16 protein-coding genes are annotated in these 19513 nt (G+C 62.8%); 3 read left to right on the top strand and 13 right to left on the bottom strand.

Annotation, left to right across the window (positions count from 1 at the left end; translation table 11 throughout):
* Positions 1 to 282: 282 nt before the first annotated feature.
* The 4 genes from QM568_RS06570 to QM568_RS06555 all read right to left on the bottom strand — a co-directional run bounded on the left by QM568_RS06570 (position 283) and on the right by QM568_RS06555 (position 4736).
* Positions 283 to 1374: an NPCBM/NEW2 domain-containing protein gene (locus tag QM568_RS06570; RefSeq protein WP_415137056.1), complete on the bottom strand. Its 1092-nt coding sequence runs from the start codon at positions 1372 to 1374 to the stop codon at positions 283 to 285.
* A 179-nt stretch (positions 1375 to 1553) separates the two neighbouring features.
* Entirely contained in the window at positions 1554 to 2108 is a 555-nt protein-coding gene (locus QM568_RS06565; RefSeq protein ID WP_415137054.1) for an acyltransferase, read from the bottom strand.
* 7 nt (positions 2109 to 2115) lie between these two features.
* A complete protein-coding gene (locus tag QM568_RS06560; protein ID WP_415137052.1) occupies positions 2116 to 3399 on the bottom strand; it encodes a hypothetical protein in 1284 nt (427 codons plus the stop codon).
* Between the two features lie 47 nt (positions 3400 to 3446).
* Entirely contained in the window at positions 3447 to 4736 is a 1290-nt protein-coding gene (locus QM568_RS06555; RefSeq protein ID WP_415137050.1) for a hypothetical protein, read from the bottom strand.
* A gap of 300 nt (positions 4737 to 5036) precedes the next feature.
* On the opposite strand from QM568_RS06555, the gene QM568_RS06550 reads away from it, so the two are divergent.
* On the top strand, positions 5037 to 6206 hold the full coding sequence (locus QM568_RS06550) for a glycosyltransferase family 4 protein (protein ID WP_415137048.1): 1170 nt from the start codon (positions 5037 to 5039) through the stop codon (positions 6204 to 6206).
* Here the strand turns inward: QM568_RS06550 and QM568_RS06545 are convergent.
* A complete protein-coding gene (locus QM568_RS06545; protein ID WP_415137046.1) occupies positions 6201 to 7247 on the bottom strand; it encodes a polysaccharide pyruvyl transferase family protein in 1047 nt (348 codons plus the stop codon). The two genes, QM568_RS06550 and QM568_RS06545, sit on opposite strands and share 6 nt — an antisense overlap.
* Positions 7248 to 7284: 37 nt before the next feature.
* Positions 7285 to 8232 (bottom strand): glycosyltransferase, encoded by a 948-nt coding sequence (locus QM568_RS06540; RefSeq protein ID WP_415137044.1) that lies wholly within the window; start codon positions 8230 to 8232, stop codon positions 7285 to 7287.
* A 276-nt stretch (positions 8233 to 8508) separates the two neighbouring features.
* Here QM568_RS06540 and QM568_RS06535 point away from each other — a divergent pair, with 276 nt between their 5' ends.
* Positions 8509 to 9411, top strand: coding sequence for a glycosyltransferase family 2 protein (locus QM568_RS06535; RefSeq protein ID WP_415137042.1), 903 nt, complete (start codon positions 8509 to 8511; stop codon positions 9409 to 9411).
* A 103-nt stretch (positions 9412 to 9514) separates the two neighbouring features.
* Here the strand turns inward: QM568_RS06535 and QM568_RS06530 are convergent, their stop codons facing one another.
* The 4 genes from QM568_RS06530 to QM568_RS06515 all read right to left on the bottom strand — a co-directional run bounded on the left by QM568_RS06530 (position 9515) and on the right by QM568_RS06515 (position 13995).
* Positions 9515 to 10696 carry an acyltransferase family protein gene (locus QM568_RS06530; protein ID WP_415137040.1) on the bottom strand — a complete coding sequence of 394 codons (1182 nt, stop codon included), beginning with the start codon at positions 10694 to 10696 and terminating at the stop codon, positions 9515 to 9517.
* 35 nt (positions 10697 to 10731) lie between these two features.
* The gene (locus tag QM568_RS06525) at positions 10732 to 11829 is read right to left on the bottom strand and encodes a glycosyltransferase (protein ID WP_415137038.1); all 1098 of its coding nucleotides are present in this window, start codon (positions 11827 to 11829) and stop codon (positions 10732 to 10734) included.
* A gap of 98 nt (positions 11830 to 11927) precedes the next feature.
* Complete coding sequence (locus QM568_RS06520) at positions 11928 to 13157, bottom strand: hypothetical protein (RefSeq protein ID WP_415137036.1); 1230 nt, start codon at positions 13155 to 13157, stop codon at positions 11928 to 11930.
* Between the two features lie 169 nt (positions 13158 to 13326).
* Complete coding sequence (locus QM568_RS06515) at positions 13327 to 13995, bottom strand: VanZ family protein (RefSeq protein WP_415137034.1); 669 nt, start codon at positions 13993 to 13995, stop codon at positions 13327 to 13329.
* A gap of 145 nt (positions 13996 to 14140) precedes the next feature.
* Between QM568_RS06515 and QM568_RS06510 the strand changes: the two genes are divergently transcribed.
* Positions 14141 to 15328 carry an ATP-binding protein gene (locus QM568_RS06510; RefSeq protein WP_415137032.1) on the top strand — a complete coding sequence of 396 codons (1188 nt, stop codon included), beginning with the start codon at positions 14141 to 14143 and terminating at the stop codon, positions 15326 to 15328.
* A 211-nt stretch (positions 15329 to 15539) separates the two neighbouring features.
* On the opposite strand, the gene tuf is transcribed toward QM568_RS06510, so the two are convergent.
* From tuf to rpsG, 3 genes are all read right to left on the bottom strand, one after another.
* The gene (tuf, locus tag QM568_RS06505; protein ID WP_415137030.1) at positions 15540 to 16733 is read right to left on the bottom strand and encodes an elongation factor Tu; all 1194 of its coding nucleotides are present in this window, start codon (positions 16731 to 16733) and stop codon (positions 15540 to 15542) included.
* Positions 16734 to 16881: 148 nt separating this feature from the next.
* Positions 16882 to 18990 (bottom strand): elongation factor G, encoded by a 2109-nt coding sequence (fusA, locus tag QM568_RS06500; protein WP_415137028.1) that lies wholly within the window; start codon positions 18988 to 18990, stop codon positions 16882 to 16884.
* Between the two features lie 78 nt (positions 18991 to 19068).
* Positions 19069 to 19513 (bottom strand): 30S ribosomal protein S7 (rpsG, locus tag QM568_RS06495; protein ID WP_415137026.1); only part of this gene is annotated, 445 nt, incomplete at its 5' end.

Genomic DNA, 19513 nt, shown 5'->3' with positions numbered 1-19513 from the left:
CCGCTCCTTTTGACGTGGCCAAGCCTATCGCGACGACAGCAACGTCCCTGAATCGAGGTTGGCCCGGAATCCCGGACAGGTGGCTTGGTAGATGACGCTGCCAGTGCGAGCCGGTGGCGTTCGTGTTCCAGCGAGATGGGGCAGCCGCCAAACGCTCCTCGACGCTCGTCTCACCTACGGGCTTGAGACGGGCTTCGACATGTGGTGCAGAGCAGGCCGGCTACGGCTCAACGAGTATGCCTTCGACGAACGCTTCGTCCGTCGAAGGCACACCCGTTACGACTATGGCTGGTTGGAGCAAAGAACCTTCGCGTTCCCCCAGCCCGTACTTTGGCCGTTAGACGTGATACCCAGCCGGATACGGAACCCCCCGCTCACGTCAAGCTCCAAGCGCTGAGCTTGACCGAGACTCGCCGTCCCGTTCGCACGGTCCAGACCATCGACCGAGACGAAGAAGTTGGATGTCGACCCGGACGCAGCGGAATCCAGAATGCCTACGTAACCAAGGAAGGACGTGCATTTGTAGGAAAGATTGTACTCAGCCCAGCCCGCATATCCCCCCCACGACGTGGAACCGCCAGTCTTGATCACTCTCTGGAACGACGTTCCTCCGATGGAAGTCCACGTGCTTGTGTGACTATCATCCACGTCGACCCACTCGAGATCGTTGAGGTAATACCACTTGTACACCGTCACGGTCTTGGCGCCGCTTACGGTCGCCGGAGCGGAAGAATCCCCGCTGAATCGAAGGCGGATGTTCTGGGCGCCACCCTCATTGAGCGCGAACCGACCGCTGAACCGACCGTCTGCGCCGACCGCGATCGTCGCCGAGTTGTCCATCCACGAGCCGTCGCGCTGAATCTGAACGCTGAGCGTCTTGTTGCGGAGACCGGGTGTCGTCCAGCCAGACACCCATGTCTTCTGACCGGCTTGAACGTTCGCTCCGAAACTACCGATCGTGATGGTTTGGTTGACCGTGAGCAGCTTGACAAGACTCGTGCTCCCCGCCAACGATCCTGCCCCCGTGTACACGATGCGGAAAGAGGTGTTCCTCACCGGCACACCGGTGTTGAACGCGACCTTGCCTTCGCTGTTGGTCTGCGCCTTGCTCTTCAGCGTCCAGGTCGACTGACCGGCCGGCCGCATCTCGAGCTGCACCGTCTGCCCTCGCACGGGAGCACCGTAAGAGCGGAGGGCCCCCACGACGGTCGTCGACTTGTTCGGAGCGACGGTGGACTGAGAGAGATAGATGCCGAGCGTCGTAGGCGCCTTCGTCGCCGCGGCTGCCGGGCCTGCGCCGCCGAGAAGAAGCGCCAGCGCTGCGGCCGACGATGCGAGGACGAGTTGCCAACGCCGTCTGAAAATTAACTTCACTTTGTGACCCCCAGGAATCTGCGCCCGTCACTGTGAAGCTTCGGGAGAGAATCGATATACCGATGCGATCGGTCGATCGCATCAGCCCGATGCTAGTGGGTGCCGACGCTTCGGACAAACACGGCACCCGAAGCCATGTGCTCGACGCTTGCGAGAAGCTCGGCTCGAGCGCATGGTGCCTACCACCACCAGTTCTTCGAGCGCGCGGTCCGCAGCTCGTACTCCATGGGGTAGGGGCGACGAGCGATGACGCGGGCAGGTACGCCTCCGACGACGGTGTACCGATCCACGGCCTTAGTCACAACTGCGCCGGCAGCTACGACCGCCCCCTCTTCGATCCTGGTTCCGGGGAGCAGGGTCACGCGGGCACTGAGCCATACACGATCCCCTACCGACACTGGCGCCGACACGAAGCCGAACGATGGGGCTTGCCAGTCATGTTCAGCTGTCCAGATGTTGACACCAGATGAAAGATTGACGTGATCCCCGATCGTCAACCCGCCACGTGCGTCGAGAATGGCGTTATCACCGATGCTGGTATTCCGTCCGATCGTCAGACGGCGCGCTCGACGAACCTCCAGCCCATGATGAATCGTGACCCCTGGACTGATCTTCGCTCCCCAGGCGCGCAACATGGAAACCCGCATGATGTGCACAGGCGAGTATGATGCCAACTTGATTGAGATCAGCTCGAGGTCGTCGGCGCGCTTCTTTAGCCACAGCGTTATCCCCATAGAACTCCTATCCTTTCCTGGCAAGATATTCGAATCTACGTTCGGAGACATGAGCCAGAATGGCCAAGGTGAACACAACAGCCGGGAAGTTGGTATAGATCGGGGAGAAAGCGAGATCCCAGACGCACCAGGCTGCAAGAAACCAGATGAGCAATGGATAACGACGTGTCGTTGAACCTCGGGTGCAGAATCGAATGAGAACAAAGACTGCCACCGCTAGGAAAATGACCGTTGCAATCGGGCCGAAGTTCACCCAGAGGTCACCATAGGTTGAATGCAACTTGAAGCGAGTCGGATCGACGTCCGGCCCGGAAGGCGCGGCACTCCCGAGCATGTAAGTGTTCACGTGCTGCCAGCTTGGTTCCACCTTGGACCGTTCGAAAGCATCGTGAATGAGCTCTACGTCCTGGGGTTGAGGGACGGCGCCGGGGCCATACCCCCACGGGTGGGCAGAGAAGAGTGCGTTCGTCGCAACCCACTCATAGCGACCGCCGGTCAGCAGGTCCCCTGCTCGCTGAAGTTGTGACGCACTTGCTTCCTGGGCACGCGAACCTAGCGCACCCGCTAAGACAAGCTGCGTGAAAGCGAAAGCTGCGATGATCGACACCGCGGCTGCGGACGCGAAGAAGAGCAGCGGTCGCGCATCGACCCGGCGAATCTGGATTCGCCGACGTCGAAGAAGTGATCCAAGAGCCCACATCACCAGACTCATTGCGCAGAAGACTAGAAGACTGCGATAGCTCCCTGCGATGCTCAGCACAGCGATAACGAGAATGGAGATAATGCTGAGCAGCGATCGGCGGAGCAGGGCCGACAACGCGAGCAACAGGAGGCACACCGGATAGCTCAGCGAATACTTCCACGTGTTATCATTCACTACCAATCCAGTTGGTATGAAGTCGAGTAGCTGTCCGACGGCGAAAGCGATCGACGTGGCTTCCAGTCCGTATCGGACGAAGCTCCACGCGAATACGCCGATCGGCAGCCCGCTGGTTACCAGCAGTCCAAGCGCACTCGCCGCTACGCCAAGGTCCTGCCCGCCGCCCGAGGGGTTGAGCGAGAACAAGACTATTCCACTTATCGCAAGGAGAATCAGAGATCCACACAAGGCGAGCAGTACCCGCGAACGTGTGATGTACCGTAGGGTGAGCGGCAGAAGAAGTAGGGCAAGAATTTGGCCGACCGGAAAAGGGCCAGCCGAGATATTCGGGCTTGCGACGAGCGCAACCGCGATCAGCGGGACGAAGTACCGTTCCAGGCGCCCACGGGTTCCTTCCAGTCCTTTTGCCAATCGGTTCCTTTGGGCGGCCCGGGATGCCCGCTTTGGACTCTTTGCCGTCACCGCCCGCCGCCCTGTGGTAGCCGGCGAACCAAAACGGTTACGACCGGGATTTGAACCAGGACGATGCCGAGTATCGTCGCGAGCATCACACCTGGGGCCCCGAGCAGGGGGATCAGCCAGATGGCGAAGCAGATCTTCGCGATCAGGGCACCGAGCATACCCACACCCTGACTACGGAGCTGGTGGGGTAGAGTCAGCGCGCTCGTTCCAGGAAGAAGGACCGCCTGGAGCGCAACGGTCAATCCGATGAGGGGCGCCATCAGCGGATCGGTATCGGAAATGCCCGCAAGGAAGAGGTAGACCGGGAAGATAGCCCAAACTGCACCGCCCACGGCAACGCCCAACCCCGCAAAACCTAGCGTGTGGCGAGTTACCAGCGCTGGCGTCAACTCCGATTGAATCCTCAATCGTGTGTAGTGCGACCACAGGAACGAACCGATAGTCCCCAATGCTGATTGCGCCGCCGAGTAAAGAGAAATGCAGGTGGCATAAATACTGAGCATGACAGGAGAGCCGACCTGAGAAAGCATCACTCTGTCAAAGGAGAACAGAAGCATTCCCCCTAGCATGAACATCAAACCTGATGACCCATGCTGCACGACTCGAGCGTATCTCTTGCGTCCTATTCGCTGCGGCGCGATCGGAGGCCTGAAACCGTTGGGGATCCCGCGCAACGCAAACACCCAGCCGAGAGCGGACGCGAGAAGGGAGCAGACGAGCGGGAAGAACGCGAAAACGACGATGGGCGCGCCGACGCCAGCGGCGATCGCTGTCAGCGTGACGGAAGCGATGGGGCCAACTGCCTGAAGCACCACAACGGTGTTCACGTGCTGCTGGCCGATGAGGAGACGATACGCGGGCCCGGTAGCGACCCAGAGCCCGCACAATGCCAGGAACAGTGGCATGTAAGCGTCCGGGTTCCCGAGCAGGGTGGAAGCGGGGCCGAGGATCACGCGCCACACCCCGAGCCAACCCGCGATGATTCCCACTCCTGCGACCAGGATGCCGACGCCGAGGAGGATCCAGATCGTCGTCGAGAGTGAAAGCCGGAGGTCGGACGAACTAGAGGTGGTCTTCGCTCTGGTGGCTAGATTCGTTAGTCCGATGCTCAGTCCGAGGTCCGCGATCGGCATGAAGGCGACCACGGTCGCGACGAGCGAAACCGCACCGTAAGCCTCGAAGCCGTAGGCGCTTGTGATGATGCGAATCGAACCCAGAGTCGCCAAGAACGTAAGAGCGAGTGCCGCGATCTTGATCGCGCCTAGCGAAGCGATCGACTTGAGCACGGGGCAAGCTTACAAACGATTTCCGCTGAGGGTGAACAGTCCGACGTGCCTCAGCTTCTTTGAGCGAGAAGCTCACCTGCGCGGAAGGCCAGAGCCCGATGGCCGCGAAACGTCACGTCACGAACGGGCTCAGCGCCGCATACGGGTTCACCGCAGACCGAGGATCCTCCTGGCAGTGCGTCATCGATGCAGGCATCCTCACCGACGAGCAGGCCCGGACCGAGACCGAGACCGAGTCGATGACGTCACCTGAACTGACCGCGTGGAACGTTCCTCCGTGCCCTCGCATAGTCTTGGCTTGTGTCCAACCCGACCCACACACCCCACGTCTTGCATCTCGACCACTCAACCGAATACGGAGGAGCCGAACTCGCGCTCCAGCGCCTCCTCAGCGACCAGGACCGAGGGTGGGATGCGAGCCTCCTTATCCCCCGAGGTCTGGATGAGGGGGTCTTTCACGGGCTCTCAGCAAAGAACGTGAAAATTGTCCGGGCCGGGCGACCGCAGAAGCCGGGGGCAACGCAAACCGGCCTGTTGGGCGCGATGGGAGTAGCCGCAGACCTACTGCGCAATGCATATGCGATCCGAAAGACGATCAACTTCGATCTCGTTGACGTGGTGCATGCGAACTCGACACGCTCCGCGGTTTACGGTGCCATCGCCCTCACAGGCCACCGCACGCCGTTTGTCGTCCACCTACGGGATCGTATCGAGGCCGCTGCCCTCGGTCGTATAGGTCTATTGGCTTTCAGGCTGCTTTCGGCGCGACGAGCAACGACATACATTGCGAACTCCGCTGCAACAGCCGAAACGATCCGACCGCTATTACGAGGTCGGCAGTCCGTTGCTATCATTCCCAGTGCGATCGGAGTCCGTCGGGCGTCATCGAGCAGAACGCCCGCCGATGGTCGATTGCGATTTGGCATGGTGGCTCGGCTCGACGACTGGAAAGGGCAAGATCTCCTGATCGAGGCATTCGCCATCTCCGGCCTGGATACGGAAGCATCGCTCGTCTTTTATGGTGACGCAGCATTCGGTAAGGAATCTTACGCCGCGAAGCTGCGGCAGCAAGTAGCCAGTCTCGGACTCAACAACGTGCAATTTCTTGGATTCACGCACGACATCGAAACTGCAATCGACTCGATCGATGTCTGTATCCAGTATTCAAGCAGGCCAGAGCCTCTGGGACAGAACGTACTTCAGTACCTTGCCAGAGGGCGCGTCGTTATCGCATCAGACGAAGGAGGTCCCGCTGAATGGGTGAGCGACAATAGCAACGGGTTGCTCGTGAAGCCGCGCGACCCCCAAGCGCTAGCCAAGGCGCTGAAACTCTTAGCCGACTCACCAGAAATCCGCACGCGCCTCTCGGCCGCAGCGCTCGCGACCGCAGACTTGCCTACCGACGAGTCGATCGCCCGTCAGCACGCACGAGTCTTCCGTGCCCCTGCCGACGGAAACCGAGTCTCATGAAAGTTCACTGAGGGCGTCTGAAATCTCGGACAGAGTGTCACGTGCTTCACGGATCGCCCTACCGACCTCGTCGGCGTAGACCCGCACCCGTTCCGATTCCAGACGATCAAGCGACTCCACTTCGCTGCCGTGCGGCACCACGACCCAAGCGAGATTCAGAGCTCTGAAATGTCTCGCCATCTTCTCGGTAGCCGCTTCGCACCACGCGAGTGGTACAGCGCCCTCAGTCGATGCAATGAGCAACCCGTGAAGACGGTCGCTGATCATGAGAGACATGCGCGCATATTCCAGACGAACGCGCCGTTCTTGCTCTGCGTGATCGGTGCCGTCTTCGAATGGGACGACACGTCCGCCCAGTGCGCGAGCAAGTCGATGCGCCCGTTCCGTGTCACGAACGACTTGGGCGACAACGACGATCTCAAGATCCAACCGTTCTGCTAGGCGACGAACCGCTTCAAGCCACAGCTCTGATGGATACGGGCGATCGAACCGCAAAGACACCCCTAGTGAGACGCGTTCGCCGGTCACCCCTGCCGAGTCAAGCGCAAGAGCCCAGTCGGGCATCCAGGGAGCAGGAGCAAACACCTCGGAGGTTCCCTCGTCGCGCCAACGAATCAGATCTGATGCTGCATGCAGAGGCTTAAATAGCCACCCTCGAAGTCTAGGGACATTTGGTACCGCTGCGCCTAGCCACACAACCTTTGCACCACGTCTCTTTAGAGCCTTGAGTGCCGGGACGAGCTGCAACATCATGAGCGTGTAGCGATTCGAAAGGCTGAACTCCCCGGCATTCAGAGCCACGAGAATCTGGTGTTCCGTGGAGTCCCGTATGGCACTACGCAGCCAAGAGGTGAGCGATGATTCGGTTCGGTCTGAACCGTCAAGGCCCAAACCGCTCGCATAGCTGTTCGATCCGTTGGCGATGTAGGCGACGACGGGACCCCGCGACTTCAGTGCGCGAATATACCCTCGGCGCAACGCGGAGTCTCCAACATTATCGTCCTGACCCGTAACCCACGCATACACCATCTGTTTCTTCATCGCGCACCTTCCTCAACGACGGCATTCCTCGTAATCATCAGAGTATTTTGCTCGACGTCGGCCGGTCGAGTACTGCTCGATAGAGCTTTGCGTGTTCGTAGCGTATCTTTTCCCATGAACGCGCCGACAGGTCGGGGCTAGAGTCGCGAGGAGTGTCACCCACCACTTGCAGAGCGCGATGAATGTCGTCTGCGCTTACAGGCGGGGTGAAGATCTGCACCCATTCGCTCCCTACTTCGTCCCTCAATGCCCTCGTCGTTGCTGAATCAGGAACGAGAATGGGCCTTGAGAGCGAAAGTGCCACAATCGCAACGCCCGAGCTATGCAGGTTGCGATATGGCAATATCACCAGCTGAGACTGAGACACTTCGCCGACCAGCTCCGCGTCGGAGACGAACCCGAATCTCGCAGTTACTCGCCCATCACGCTGGGTGGATCGAACGATGGCCTCACGCAATCTGTTGTCCATGACCTTGCCGACGATTCGCAGTGACGCGCTATTGTCGTCGAGCTCGTCGAAGGCAGAAACGAGTTCTTCAACACCTTTATAGGGGCGGATGAGTCCGAAGAACAGGCACCTCCCCGCCTCCATCTCCAACCGTGGATGCGGGGCAAATGCTTCGTGATAGTTTCCATGCGGTATGACCGCCGCGGGCGCAACAGGCTTCCTGTCTGGCTCTGGGACCAGATGAATCTCGGCGCGCGTGAGCGCCTCGAATCCGTGAACGACTTTGTTGAGGCGACCGTCGCCCCAGTCTTCGTGCGGAGCCACGTTATGCACTGTGTATACAACCGGAATGCGGCAACGCTTCAATCTCATTATCAGTGCGCGTACACGCCAATAGCTGAAAAGGGCTGCCGGACCAGATCCTCGTCGAAGCAGACCCTCGGGCCAATGCAAATGGAAGATATCGTAGAGCCCGAATAATGCTCTGCGCCAAGAGAAGAAGAGGATCTCAATTCCGTCTCCAGCGACGGCAGCCATGTGGTCCGCATACTTGGTGTCGCCATCAGGCTTCCGCATGGAGTGCAATACTCTCACTCGACCCCGAGCCGTCCTGCGCGCACTGATCCTCAACTTTTTCCCTCCACTCATCCGTCCACTCGATTACTGGCCGGGGAGTCTAGGGATAGCCTAGAGTACTTGCTGTGCCCGTTGGCTCTGGCGGTCGCGGGCAGAGGCGGACCACGTCTGGCACGGTCACCACATCACGATGACGAGTACGGGCTCCGAGCCAAGCAGACAAACGGAAGTGGAACCTTGCGCTACGTCGTGATCGTGAACTTCAACTCATCCGATGTCCTGGCTGACTGCCTCGCTTCGCTTCGCGATGATCGGGTGCATGTCGTCGTCGTTGAGAACGGGTCAACCGTAGCCGGTGAGCTCGAGCGCTGCGAAGCCCTCCTGGCCCCGCTGAGCAAGGCGACTCTTGTGTCGAGTCTTGACAACAGAGGCTTTGGCGCCGGGGTCAACCTTGGCGTGTCAGCCGTCCCGCTGACGCCCTCAGACGTTGTTTGGGTTCTCAATCCGGATACGGTGATTCCTGATGGAGCTTTCGACTCGCTCGAGCAAGCCCTTGTCGATCTTGGCGACGTGATCGTCTCACCGGTGATCACGTCTGGTACGCACGGTGAACTCATATGGTTCGCCGGAGGGACGCTGGATCTGCGTCGAGGTAGCAGCCGGCACGTATCGTCGGTTCCCGAAGCCACGGCGCCTATCCCGTGTTCATTCATGCCGGGTGCGGCACTGATGTGCACCGGCAGGACCTGGGAGAAGATCGGTGGATTCAGGGAGGACTTGTTCCTCTATTGGGAAGATGCGGATCTCTCACTTCGCGCTAGCGACCTGGGCATCCCGATGTTCGTGATCCCTGGTGTACGCGTCTGGCATCAGGTCGGCGCGTCTTCCGCCCGGGAGGGGAAGTCGACTATCTGGTACTACTACATCTCTCGGAACCGACTGATCGTGTGTTCGACCGGGTTCTGGTCCGCCTTGCGAATTCTGTTCGGACCGGGGCTTGCAACGACCGCTCGGCTCGCGATGCGAGCATTGTCCGAGCGGCAACGCCCAATCAAGAAGTTCTGCGCTTATGTGGCTGGGACGTCCGCCGGGCTTCAACGCTCAATAGGTTACGCGCGCAAGGGAACCCAGCCTCAGTGACGCGTGGTTCGTCAGTTGCGTCGTTTCAAGTCGAGAGGGCTGACCTCCACCTACCTCGATACTTCATCGGGTGTCTGATCTCGGTTGGGCGAGCAAGTGGCGCTCAACCGCGATCCTCGTGGCGCTCAGAAAAGGGAATACGCACGGCGCGGGCCAAGCGGTGGCTCGGCGCCTCCACGAACCGATAGAAGAGATACGCAAGAGGAAATGACAGCGCGATCGCCGTCACAGCCGCCCACGTCGCGTTGTCCTCGCCGAAGATGAAGGCCATCGACAGGACCAACGGCTCATGCGTCAGGTAGAGGCTGAACGAGATCAGCCCCATCCACTGCAGTGCGGGCAGGCGAAGCATCGCAGCGAAGGGAGTGTCCACGATCGCTGCGATGACCGCGAGGAGTGCGCCCAGAGCAACCGCGGGAAGAAGCAGACGCGGGTCGATCCCGAACGGGCGCAGGATCCAGGGAAGAACGAGCAACGACGGGATCAGCAACGCAGCGCCCCATCTCGCATATCGGTCTCTCCTCTTTCGGGGTTCGTCCGCCGACAACGGGTTCTCATGAACGCTGAAGCGCTTCCTCACGGCCGGAAGCACCACCGCGAGCTGCGCTCCGAGGAAGAACATCGGTAGATAGTTGAGCGCGTCGAGCCCGTAGAAGCTCCCGAACCCCACGGCGATCAACGCGATCGACATCGTCAGCCACGCCCAACGAGCCAGCTTGACCGCCAAGAACACCAGGATCGGAAGGAGGATCGAGAACCAGATCTCCCACTTCAGCGACCAGAGCGGACTGACGAACCCGCCCTTCTCACCGATCAGGAGAATGTCGCGCGGTATCCGATAGTCGTCGATCACCACCGACCTTGCCTGCACCCAGAGGCTGGTCATCTCCTCATCCCGCGGAACGAGCAGGACCCAGATGATCGCCACAGCAACAGCGCCCCATGCCGGAAGATACAGTCGCACGAGACGTTGCGGGTAGTACGAAGCCCACGAGAACCGCCGCCCTCTGCCGATGACGGGCAAGGTGAGAACCAGCCCGCTCAAGACGAAGAACACCAGCACCGCGGACTGTCCGGCCCACACGACATGCAGCGGTGTGTAGGTCATCGCGCGCATCCACGGGCTTGCGTCGGTATATCCAGTCATATACGGCTCGGCGAACGACGGGACGACGAGCAGAGCATGATGCAGTAGAACCACGAGCGCGGCGAGCCCGCGCAATCCGTCCAACGCGCGAATCCGAGACGTGACGGCCAACGTCTCCGGTTCACCGTGCTTCGGCAACCGAATCTCCTAAGACGTTCATGGAAGACCGCCGCTCACCCGGCGTGCCTCGCGATGAACTCGGCGATGCGGCCTTGGAAGACGACCGTCCCGAACTCCGCAGCCCGCGCGACGCACGCATCCGCCGCCGAGGCGACGGCACGATCGACGGCCGCGGCGAGCTCGGCATCCGAGTTCCAGTCGTGCACGTGCGCCCCCGTGACGCCGTCCACGACCGACTCGACGGCTCCCCCCACGGCGTTGGCCAGCACCGGAGTCCCAGAAGCCATGGCCTCGACCGGCACGATGCCGAAGTCCTCGATCGGAGCGAACACGAGCGCAGCCGCTCGACGATACAGTGCCCGAAGCAGCGGGAACGACGGGTGATGCAGGAATCGCACATCGACGCCGCTCTCCGCCGCGACGGCCCGCAGGCGCTGCTCGTCCGACCCCTCACCCGCCAGCACGACGGGCCGGCCCGAGGCGCGGCCTGCCGTGATCGCCGCATCCAGCCGCTTGTACGGCACCCAGCGGGACACGGCGAACAGGAAACCGTCCGGGAGGCCGTCGAGCACCGCCCGGTCCGCATCGGACAGGACGGGCTCCTCGGCGAAGTCTTCGACAGCGACGGGAGGATAGATCACCTCGGCGTTGCGCTCCCAGGTGTCGGCGATCCGCTCGGCGACGAAGCTGCTGTTCGCGGCGATCGCAGCCGGCTCCTGGGCCCGTTTGCGATCGAGCGGCTTGAGGGCGGCGGAGATCAGCTTGGCGGGCAGGGACCCGCCGCGGCCGTCCAACTCCGGCACCCAGACATAGCGCGCCGGCGTGTGGGCGTACACGAGCTTCGGGGCGTCTCGTGCAGGGCCCGCGAAACGCGCGTGATGGGCGAAGAGATGACTGCTGGTCAGCACCCAATCGGCGTCCTCGGCCGGAAGCCCGCGCCACGCGATGGGCATGAGCGGAAGGGCGAGCGCCTTGCTGCGACGCAACGGGGTACGGGCCAGCCAGGTCTCGTTGACGCCGGAGAACCTGCCGTCGCTGTCGTCCCAGAGAGCGTAGCGTGCAGCATCCGGGAACGTCTCGCCGAGCACCTCGAAGACGTTCTCGGACCCCCCCGTGCGAGCGAGCCACTCGTGAACGAGAATCCCGCTCAAAATCCACCCCCCGAGAGTTGACGACCTGTCAATCCTAGCGGCGGGCAGAGCGCTGCTCTGCGGATGGCATCCGCAGGTGTCCGGACGCTCTCAGCGCGTCAGGCGCGAGCGGCCGCCAGGGCCCGACGCCCCAGCAGGAAGATCGAAACGCCGCCGAGCACGAGAATCACGCCCGTCGTCGCGACGCCCGACGCGAATGCCGACTCGATTCCGGTGATCGCCAGATCATCAGTCACCACGATCCCGATGAACGCTGAACCGCTCGTCGCCCCGCGCACCTCGATCTTGTGGTCGCCGAGGTCCGTGCCTCCGGCGATGCCGACGTTCACGGAGATCGCTCCCTGCGCATCGGCGACCGCGTCCGTCAGCTTCCACGGGTCGGAGTGCAGCCAGATCTCCAGGGCTTCGCCCGGGGCGAACCCCTGAGCGCGCACTGTGACGTTGCCTCCGGCAGGAACCGAGGTGCTCGACACGCGCACGATCGGAGCTGCCGGCTTCTCGGTCGGGCTTGCGCTCTGCACCGGCTCAGGAACGACTTCCGATCCCTCAGCTCCGGCAGGAGGCGTCGTCTTCTCCGGATCCTCAGGAGTCGATGTCGGCTCGGCTGTCGGCTCCGGCGTTGGTGTCTGCGTCGCGCAGTCGCTCACCTCGTCGTACGTCTTCGCGCCGAGCGTCTTCGTCGCATCGCCGTCGCGCTCCACGACAGTGACCGTCGTGGGTCCTGTCGATGCGATCGGGAACTCCACGATCGCGCGACGATCGGAGTCCAGCTCGACCGGAAGCGTCTCGTCGATGTCCGCGCCGACGATGGTGGCCTCGATCGTGACGCCGTCGGGCTCAGCGGTCCCGACCTGCACCGTCGCGGTACCGGTGAGACGACCGTCATCGGTGCAGACGGGGTCGCTGAAGGCCACCGTCTCATCGACCGGGGGCAGGGTCGATGTCGGGTCGTCGCCGCCAGGCGCATCAGGGCAGGATGTCGCCGCCGCGAACTCACCGCTCGCATGCACGACATCGTTCAGAAGCCATTCGACGACGTGGGTGTCGGAATCGGCGAAGACGCTGGTCGTCGCGGAGACCGTGGCGACGACGTCATCGGCTTCCCCCGTGAAGGTCTTCGCCTCGCCGACGACGCCATCGACGCGGAGAGCGGATGTGACCGTGTCACCGATATCGAATGTGACCGCGCCGTCAGCGATGACCGTGAAGCCGTCATCTGCGCACTGGGCCGTCAGCACGACGTTCGCATCAGAGACCTCAGCGTGTGCCGGGGATGCTGCTGCGACGCTGATCAACGTCAGCGCCACAGCACCGACGAGAGACCCCATGCGCGCACCCGTACTGCGTCGGGAGCTGCGATCGCGGCTGAGTCTCGTCATGGTCTTGTCTTTCGGTCGGCTGACACCCGGTCGAGAAGCGGGTCGGCGTCGACATTGAGGCTTCAGCGAATCCTATCGCGAGATGGGGCTGCCGACGGCGAGAATGACTCGATCGATATCAGAGGTGCAACCGCTCCGTCGGAGCATCATCCGACGCCCAGAAGTCCGCATCGAGCACGCGGGTCACCGGATCGGGCTCGACGCTGACAGGGGTCGGCTGCGCCGCCCACGCCGGCTGCGCCGAGCGCCGTGCCGCTCTCTCGGCGTTCTGTCGCTGCAGCTGCGCGGCCGCGTACCTGCGCTCCCAGAGCTCGCGCTCGATCTTCGTGCGATCTCGCGCGTCGATCATCGCGCGCAGCACCATCGCCAGCAGCAGGCCGATGTAGCCGCCGATCGTGTTGGCGAGCACATCGAACAGTGTCGAGACGCGCTGGTCGAGCGCGATGCCCTGCACATACTCGATGCAGCCCGAGAAGGCCGGGATCAGAAAGAGCGCGACCCACCACGCCTTGCGCGCGAGAGCGAGACCGAGCAGGAAGCCGAGCGGGACGAACATGGCGATGTTCGCCGTGAACTCCAGCGTGTCGTAGCCGAACCAGGTCGGCACACCGATGTTGTGCAGCGCCTTGAGCACCCGCGACGCGATCCCGTCGAACTCCAGCTGCTTCGGCTGCGGCCACATCGTCACGACGAGCACGAACGCCACGTACACGATCAGCAGCAGCGTCGACACCCACAAACGCGCGTAACTGCGGGGCGGCGGCGGGCCGACATGGATCTCGCTCACGGGCGCCGTCCTTCAAGCTCGGGGAACGAGAGCCATGCTAACCAGCACGGCTGAGCATCCGCCCTACTCATCGCTGCGATCATCCGCCGATCACGCATGGCATCCGCTGCCGTGCAAATTTACGATGTGCTGGAAAATTTGCACCATGGAGATCGTCCGACGAGGTACCCGCGAGCAGCTGGTCGAGCACCTGGCATCCAACGCTGCGGTCTTGCTTCTCGGCCCGCGGCAGGTGGGCAAGACCACATTGGCGCGCGAGATCGCCGACTCGCGGCCGCACGGCGCCGTCTATCTCGATCTCGAGAACCCCACTCACCGACGCAGACTCTCGGATCCGGGCGCCTACCTGCGCGCTCAGGCACCGCGACTCGTCATCATCGACGAGGCACAGCGCGATCCCGAACTGTTCGACGTTCTCCGCGGCGTCATCGACGACAATCGTCGCGCCGGTCACCGCTACGGTCAGTTCCTGCTGCTCGGGTCGGCCTCGCTCGACCTCGTCGGGCTCACCGAGAGCCTGGCCGGTCGAGTGTCCCACCTTGAGCTCACCGGGATCCGCGTCGACGAAGCTCACGCCACGGATATCTCCGCTGAGCGCCTCTGGCTGCGCGGAGGCTACCCCGACAGCGTGCTCGCTGACAGCGACACATCCTCCCTCATGTGGCGCGAGAACATCGTGCGCTCCTATCTCGAGCGCGACGTGCCCATGTTCGCGCCGCGCATCCCTGCCGAGACTCTCCGCCGGCTCTGGACGATGATCGCGCACACCAGCGGCGGCCTGCTCAACGCCTCGTCACTCGGCCAGGCACTCGCAGTGAAGGGCCAGACGATCGATCGCTATCTCGACCTTCTCGCCGACCTCTACCTCATCCGCCGACTTCCTTCTTGGCACGCCAACGTCGGCAAGCGCGTCACCAAAGCCCCGAAGATCCTGATGCGCGACAGCGGGTTACTGCACGCACTCTTGGGGCTCGAAACCATCGATGACGTCCTGGGGCATCCCGCAGCGGGTCACAGCTACGAGAGCTTCGCGATCGAGAATCTGATCGCTGCCGCGGGCAACAGGTATCGCCCGCACCACTATCGCACTGCGAAAGGCGACGAGATCGATCTTGTGCTCGAGCGGGGCGGTGTCCCCGCGTACGCGCTCGACGTCAAACGCTCAACGGCCCCCGATGTCAGCGCAGGTCTCTTGCGTGCCCGCAACGACATCGGGGCGCCCAAGACATACGTCGTGCACCCCGACACCGGTGATGAGCCTTATCCCGTCGGGGACGTGACCGTCATCGGATTGCGTGAAATGGTGAAACGGCTGCTCGACGGAACCGCCTGAAGATACCCGCCCGATCGTCACCCGACGTCCATGTGCCGGGCTTCGCTGTCAGCCGCTGCGAGGTCTGGACAGCACCGGTGATCCTCGGAATCCATCAGCCGCCTCTGAGACACCCTGCGACCGCGCGGAGCAGGTCACCGAGGCTCGCAGCATCCGGGTACGACAAAGGGGCCGAGCCCGAAGGCCCGACCCCTTTGCGAGTAAGGAGTACTTACTTGACGATCTTCGTGACCGTACCGGCGCCGACGGTGCGTCCACCCTCACGGATGGCGAAGCCGAGGCCCTCCTCCATGGCGATCGGCTGGATCAGCTCGACCGTCATGTCGGTGGTGTCGCCGGGCATGACCATCTCGGTGCCCTCGGGCAGCGAGATGACGCCGGTGACGTCGGTGGTGCGGAAGTAGAACTGCGGGCGGTAGTTCGTGTAGAACGGGTTGTGGCGGCCACCCTCGTCCTTGGACAGGATGTACGCAGTGCCCTCGAAGTTCGTGTGCGGGGTGATCGAACCCGGCTTCACGACGACCTGGCCGCGCTCCACGTCCTCACGCTTGGTGCCGCGCAGCAGCAGACCGCAGTTCTCGCCGGCCCACGCCTCGTCGAGCTGCTTGTGGAACATCTCGATACCGGTGACGGTCGTCTTCTGCGTCGGGCGCAGACCCACGATCTCGACCTCGGAGTTGAGGGCCAGGGTGCCACGCTCGGCGCGGCCCGTGACGACGGTGCCACGACCGGTGATCGTGAAGACGTCCTCGATCGGCATGAGGAACGGCTTGTCACGGTCGCGCTCCGGGTCCGGAACGCTGTCGTCGACGGCCTGCATGAGCTCGAGGATGGCCTCGGTCCACTTCTCGTCGCCCTCGAGGGCCTTGAGAGCAGAGACGCGCACGACGGGAGCGTTGTCGCCGTCGAAGCCCTGCGAAGAGAGCAGCTCGCGGACCTCGAGCTCGACGAGCTCCAGGATCTCCTCGTCGTCGACCGCGTCGGACTTGTTCAGCGCGACGAGCAGGTAGGGCACGCCGACCTGCTTGGCGAGCAGAACGTGCTCGCGGGTCTGAGCCATCGGGCCGTCGGTGGCGGCGACCACGAGGATCGCGCCGTCCATCTGAGCAGCACCGGTGATCATGTTCTTGACGTAGTCGGCGTGGCCGGGGGCGTCAACGTGCGCGTAGTGGCGCTTCGGGGTCTCGTACTCGATGTGCGAGATGTTGATGGTGATACCACGCTGACGCTCTTCCGGCGCCGAGTCGATGGAAGCGAAGTCGCGCTGCACGTTGGTGTCGGACGGGAACTTGTCAGCAAGCACCTTCGAGATCGCTGCGGAGAGCGTGGTCTTGCCGTGGTCGACGTGACCGATCGTTCCGATGTTGACGTGCGGCTTGGTCCGCTCGAACTTGGCCTTAGCCACTGGGTCCTCCTCAGGACGTCGTTGTAGAGGTGCCGGGCACTGGATTGCGACCGGTTCTCTACGGGTTAGGTTCTCAGTTTAGTAGAGAGGGAATGTGAAGTTGTAGGTGCCCTGGGAGCCGGACCGGAGTCCGGCTCCCAGGAAAGGGTTACTCGCCCTTGGTCTTCTGGACGATCTCGTCGGCCACAGCGCGGGGCACCTCGGCGTAGGAGTCGAACTCCATCGAGTACACCGCACGGCCCGAGGTCTTCGAGCGCAGGTCGCCGATGTACCCGAACATCTCGGACAGCGGCACCGAGGCGCGCACGACCTTGACGCCGGCGGCATCCTCCATCGACTGGATCTGGCCACGACGCGAGTTCAGGTCGCCGATGACGTCGCCCATGTACTCCTCAGGGGTACGGACCTCGACGGCCATCAGCGGCTCGAGCAGCACGGGGTTCGCGCGGCGCACGGCCTCCTTGAAGCCCATGGAGCCGGCGATCTTGAACGCCATCTCCGAGGAGTCGACGTCGTGCGAAGCACCGTCGAGCAGGATCGCCCGCACGCCCACCATCGGGTAGCCGGCCAGCGCACCGGTCGCCATCGCGTCCTGGAAGCCCTGGTTGGTCGGCTCGATGTACTCGCGCGGGATGCGACCACCGGTGACCTTGTTCTCGAACTCGTAGGTCTTCTCGGCGTCGAGCTCGAGCGGCTCGATCGTGAACTGGATCTTCGCGAACTGACCCGATCCACCGGTCTGCTTCTTGTGCGTGTAGTCGTGCTTCTCGACGGCCTTCTTGATCGTCTCGCGGTACGCCACCTGGGGCTTGCCGACGTTCGCCTCGACCTTGAACTCGCGCTTCATGCGGTCAACGAGGATGTCGAGGTGCAGCTCGCCCATGCCCTTGATGGTCGTCTGACCGGTCTCGGGGTTGAGCTCCGTGCGGAAGGTCGGGTCCTCTTCGGCGAGCTTCTGGATCGCGAGACCCAGCTTCTCCTGGTCGGCCTTGGTCTTCGGCTCGATGGCGACCTCGATCACCGGCTCAGGGAACGTCATCGACTCGAGCACGACCGGCTGCGCGATGTCGGCGAGGGTGTCACCGGTGGTGGTGTCCTTCAGGCCGATGACCGCGTAGATGTTGCCGGCGGTGAGCTTGTCGACCGGGTTCTCCTTGTTGGCGTGCATCTGGAAGATCTTACCGATGCGCTCCTTCTTGCCCTTGGTCGAGTTGACGACCTGAGCACCGGACTCGAGCTCGCCCGAGTAGACGCGCACGTAGGTCAGACGACCGAAGAACGGGTGCACGGCGACCTTGAAGGCCAGAGCCGCGAACGGGTCCTTCGCGTCGGGGTGACGCTCGATGATCTTCTCCTCGTCCTTCGGGTCGTGCGCCTCGATGGCTGGCACGTCCAGGGGCGAGGGGAGGTAGTCGACGACGGCGTCGAGCATGGGCTGCACGCCGCGGTTCTTGAACGCCGAGCCGCAGAGGACCGGGTAGATCTCGCTGGCGACGACCATCTTGCGGATGGCGCCCTTGATCTCGGCGATGGTGAGCTCCTCGCCGCCGAAGAACTTCTCGAGAAGCTCCTCGTCGGTCTCGGCGACCGTCTCCAGCAGCTGCTGGCGGTACTCCTCGGCCTTGTCCTTGAGGTCGGCCGGGATCTCCTGGATCTCGTACGACGCCCCCATGGTCACATCGCCCTTGGCGTCGCCGGGCCACACGAGTGCGCGCATCTCGACGAGGTCGATGACACCGACGAAGTCGTTCTCTGCGCCGATCGGCAGCTGCAGCACGAGCGGCTTCGCACCCAGGCGGTTGATGATCGTATCGACCGTGAAGTAGAAGTCCGCGCCGAGCTTGTCCATCTTGTTGACGAAGCAGATGCGGGGGACGTTGTACTTGTCGGCCTGACGCCACACGGTCTCGGACTGGGGCTCGACGCCCTCCTTGCCGTCGAACACGGCGACAGCGCCGTCGAGCACGCGCAGCGAACGCTCCACCTCGACCGTGAAGTCCACGTGACCGGGGGTGTCGATGATGTTGATCTGGTTCTTGTTCCAGAAACAGGTCACGGCGGCAGACGTGATCGTGATGCCGCGCTCCTTCTCCTGCTCCATCCAGTCGGTGGTCGACGCGCCGTCGTGCGTCTCGCCGAGCTTGTGGTTGACGCCCGTGTAGAACAGGATGCGCTCGGTCGTGGTGGTCTTGCCGGCGTCGATGTGCGCCGAGATGCCGATGTTGCGATAGCGCTCGATGGGGGTCTTGCGAGCCATGATGAAACTCTTTCGTGAAACGGACAGGCCCGCTCGTGGCGGGCCGCATTCCAGGGGAGGAACGGGGAGAGGTTGCGCTTAGAAGCGGAAGTGGCTGAATGCCTTGTTCGCCTCGGCCATGCGGTGCACCTCGTCGCGGCGCTTCATGGCGCCGCCGCGGCCTTCGGTGGCCTCCAGCAGCTCGTTGGCCAGGCGCATCGCCATCGACTTCTCGCCGCGCTTGCGGGCGGCCTCCTTGATCCAGCGCATCGACAGCGCCAGGCGGCGCACCGGGCGCACTTCGACCGGCACTTGGTAGTTGGCGCCGCCGACGCGACGGGACTTGACCTCGACCATCGGCTTGACGTTGTTGATGGCGACGGTGAACAGCTCGAGCGGATCCTTGCCGCTCTTCTTCTCCATCTGCTCCAGCGCGCCATAGATGATGCGCTCGGCGACCGCCTTCTTGCCGCCCTCCATGATCACGTTCATGAACTTGGAGAGCTCGACATTGCCGTATTTGGGATCCGGCAGGATTTCACGC

It is taken from the genome of Microbacterium sp. (genome assembly GCF_047607465.1).
Classification (GTDB): domain Bacteria; phylum Actinomycetota; class Actinomycetes; order Actinomycetales; family Microbacteriaceae; genus Microbacterium.
The sequence above is the reverse complement of the archived record's forward strand: the minus strand, read 5'-3'. Positions and strand labels throughout refer to the sequence as shown.

Coding starts and splice junctions, on each gene's coding strand:
- QM568_RS06540 (WP_415137044.1), bottom strand. CDS start 8,232: ATGGCTGCCGTCGCTGGAGACGGAATTGAGATCCTCTTCTTCTCTTGG.
- QM568_RS06510 (WP_415137032.1), top strand. CDS start 14,141: ATGGAGATCGTCCGACGAGGTACCCGCGAGCAGCTGGTCGAGCACCTG.
- QM568_RS06565 (WP_415137054.1), bottom strand. CDS start 2,108: ATGGGGATAACGCTGTGGCTAAAGAAGCGCGCCGACGACCTCGAGCTG.
- QM568_RS06545 (WP_415137046.1), bottom strand. CDS start 7,247: ATGAAGAAACAGATGGTGTATGCGTGGGTTACGGGTCAGGACGATAAT.
- fusA (WP_415137028.1), bottom strand. CDS start 18,990: ATGGCTCGCAAGACCCCCATCGAGCGCTATCGCAACATCGGCATCTCG.
- QM568_RS06520 (WP_415137036.1), bottom strand. CDS start 13,157: ATGGGGTCTCTCGTCGGTGCTGTGGCGCTGACGTTGATCAGCGTCGCA.